A 2,215-nucleotide genomic window follows, 5' to 3' on the forward strand; every position below is an offset into this window, starting at 1 on the left:
TTCCCGGTAGGGTGCCGGAGGCATAGCACTGTCGCGTCAGCGGTGCGGAGCACTATGATGTGGGCGGGATCCCAACCGAACAGCCATGCAACCCTTGCACATCTTGCTGGCAGAAGGCAACCCTCATCTGCGCAGCTTGCTGTGTTGGCATTTGCAACAGGCCGGACACCAAGTTTGGGCAGCAGAGACCCTTCGCCAAGCAAAGACTCTGCTGCAACACCAGCCCATTCACCTGCTGATTTTGGATGCGGAGCTGTCCAACCGCGGCGGGCTGCAATTGTGCCGGTGGGCCCATCGCCAGTACGATCTGCTGATTTTGCTACTCTCCCACCGGGGATCCGAAGCGGACATTATCGCCGGCCTAGAAGCAGGAGCGGACGATTACCTCACCAAGCCCTTTAGTATGCAACTGCTGGATGCCCACCTTCTAGCCTTGGCTCGGCGGCGACAGCGTCATATCCCCCCTACCTTTCTGCAGTACGGGGATCTCAAAATTGACCTGGTGCAACGGCGCGTCGCCTTGGCTGGGGAAGGGATCGACCTCACGCCCCAGGAGTTTAGCCTGCTGATGGTGCTGGTGCAGGCGGACGGGGATCCCGTCTCTCGTCTAGAGCTACTAGAGCGAGCATGGCCGGATTCCACCGATAACCCTCGCACCGTCGATACCCATATCCTCTCGTTGCGCAAAAAGCTGGAACGGGATCCGCGCCAGCCCAGCTTGATCCACACAGTGCGCAATGTCGGCTACTGCTTCGGTCTCAACCCCCCGCTGCCTCAGGAACAGAAAACTCTGTCAGCCGCTGCAGGCGATTCAGGATCTGGGCCTCAGCGGCAGCGTCGTGGAGTTGCAGCGTCAGGGGAGGCACCTGCAAATCAATCAATCAAATCCCGCTAGGCAGATTGCGCAGGATCCCAGTCGGGATCGCTCAGTTGCAGCAGAGACCGGCGTACCCGCTGCTCCAAGGCCAGGTTGTGATGTCGGCGGCTGACCTGCAAAGCTGCCTGCAAATCCGAAAAAGCTGTTGCTTTATCTCCCATATTCCAGTAGGCCAGCCCTCGTCCGTACAAGCCATACTCGTCGGAGAGGTCAATCCGGTTCATATCCGCTTCCAGGCGAAAGGCCCGCTCGTAGTCGTCCAAAGCAGCTTTGATCTCCCCCAGCGCATAGAGAAGGTTGCCCCTGATGTAGAGAACGTTGGGCTGCTGGGGTTCTCTTTCTAAGCTGCGGCTGAGGTCGGCAATGGCCTCGTCAAAGTAATCACCACAGGCGTAGGTCACCCCCCGCTGGTAGTAGTGGGCTGGGCTGGGATCCCAGTAAATAGCCTGCGACCAATCGGACAAAGCCGCCTCCCAGGTGCCCAGGTAGCTGTGTAAACGGGCCCGCTGGGAATGGGCAAGCGCTGAGGTGGGATCCAAGCGAATGGCTTCATCCAGATGAGCTAGGGCCAAAGGCAGGGATCCCTGTTGCACGAGCAGGTTGGCCAAGCTGAGGTGGTGGGGGACGTTGGGGTGTAGGCGCACCAGCTCAGCAAACTCCGCCGTTGCTCCCTGGAGATCCCCCTGAGATTGACGAATCAGCCCGCGATAAAAATAGGGTTCTGGTCGCCGCGGGGCCAACCGGATCGCCTGGCCGAAATCCTCCAGGGCCTGGGGAACTTGGCCGAGGGCAAAGTAGGCTTCTCCCCGCAAAATGTAGGCGTTGGCCAGGCAGGGATCCCGTTGCAGAGCCAAGCTGAGCTGTTCAATAGCCCCCAGCAAATCCCGGTTCAGCCACCGTTCTCGACCACGGTTGTAGGCCAAGATGGCCGGACGGGTAAAGGCAGAGATGGCGGCTGCACCCACCAGGCCCATCACTGCCAAAAGACGATCCTGCCGCCAGCTGGCCATGCTCCCCAGCAACAGGGCAACCGCAATCAAAAGGCGCAAACCGGCAGAGTCGTGGGCTCTGAACATACTGCTCTGCACCGCTGTTACGAACGTATCCTGTTTTTTTAATCTGCTCGCGAGCTTCTCTCTGATTCTGCCCGATTTGGCAGCGAAAAACGCCGAACAGCTCAAGCCCAAAAAGCTCCCGTAGCTCACTTGGATCAAGAGTAGAAAGGGGATCCCCGTGCTCCTCCCAACCCTTTAGCTTGTGGGGGTGTGGGGGTAGCTAAGCCCCGCACTGTACCCGTAGCGTCAGTGTCGGGATACAGATACCCCCACATGGTGTATG

Annotated in this window: 2 protein-coding genes; one reads left to right on the forward strand and one right to left on the reverse strand. The window is 59.1% G+C overall.

Features of this window, described 5'->3' with window-relative positions; all coding sequences use genetic code 11:
• Positions 1-85: 85 nt before the first annotated feature.
• Positions 86-895, forward strand: a complete 810-nt coding sequence (locus NW815_RS13290) for a response regulator transcription factor (protein WP_414390804.1) — start codon at positions 86-88, stop codon at positions 893-895.
• On the opposite strand, the gene NW815_RS13295 is transcribed toward NW815_RS13290, so the two are convergent.
• Positions 892-1,953, reverse strand: coding sequence for a tetratricopeptide repeat protein (locus tag NW815_RS13295; protein ID WP_414390801.1), 1,062 nt, complete (start codon positions 1,951-1,953; stop codon positions 892-894). The genes NW815_RS13290 and NW815_RS13295 overlap by 4 nt on opposite strands.
• Positions 1,954-2,215: the final 262 nt, after the last annotated feature.

It is taken from the genome of Synechococcus sp. R6-7, assembly GCF_047461695.1.
Taxonomy (GTDB): domain Bacteria; phylum Cyanobacteriota; class Cyanobacteriia; order Thermostichales; family Thermostichaceae; genus Thermostichus.

Excerpts from the sequence above, each read along its gene's own strand:
- NW815_RS13290 (WP_414390804.1), top strand. The coding sequence starts at position 86 with ATGCAACCCTTGCACATCTTGCTGGCAGAAGGCAACCCTCATCTGCGC.
- NW815_RS13295 (WP_414390801.1), bottom strand. The coding sequence starts at position 1,953 with ATGTTCAGAGCCCACGACTCTGCCGGTTTGCGCCTTTTGATTGCGGTT.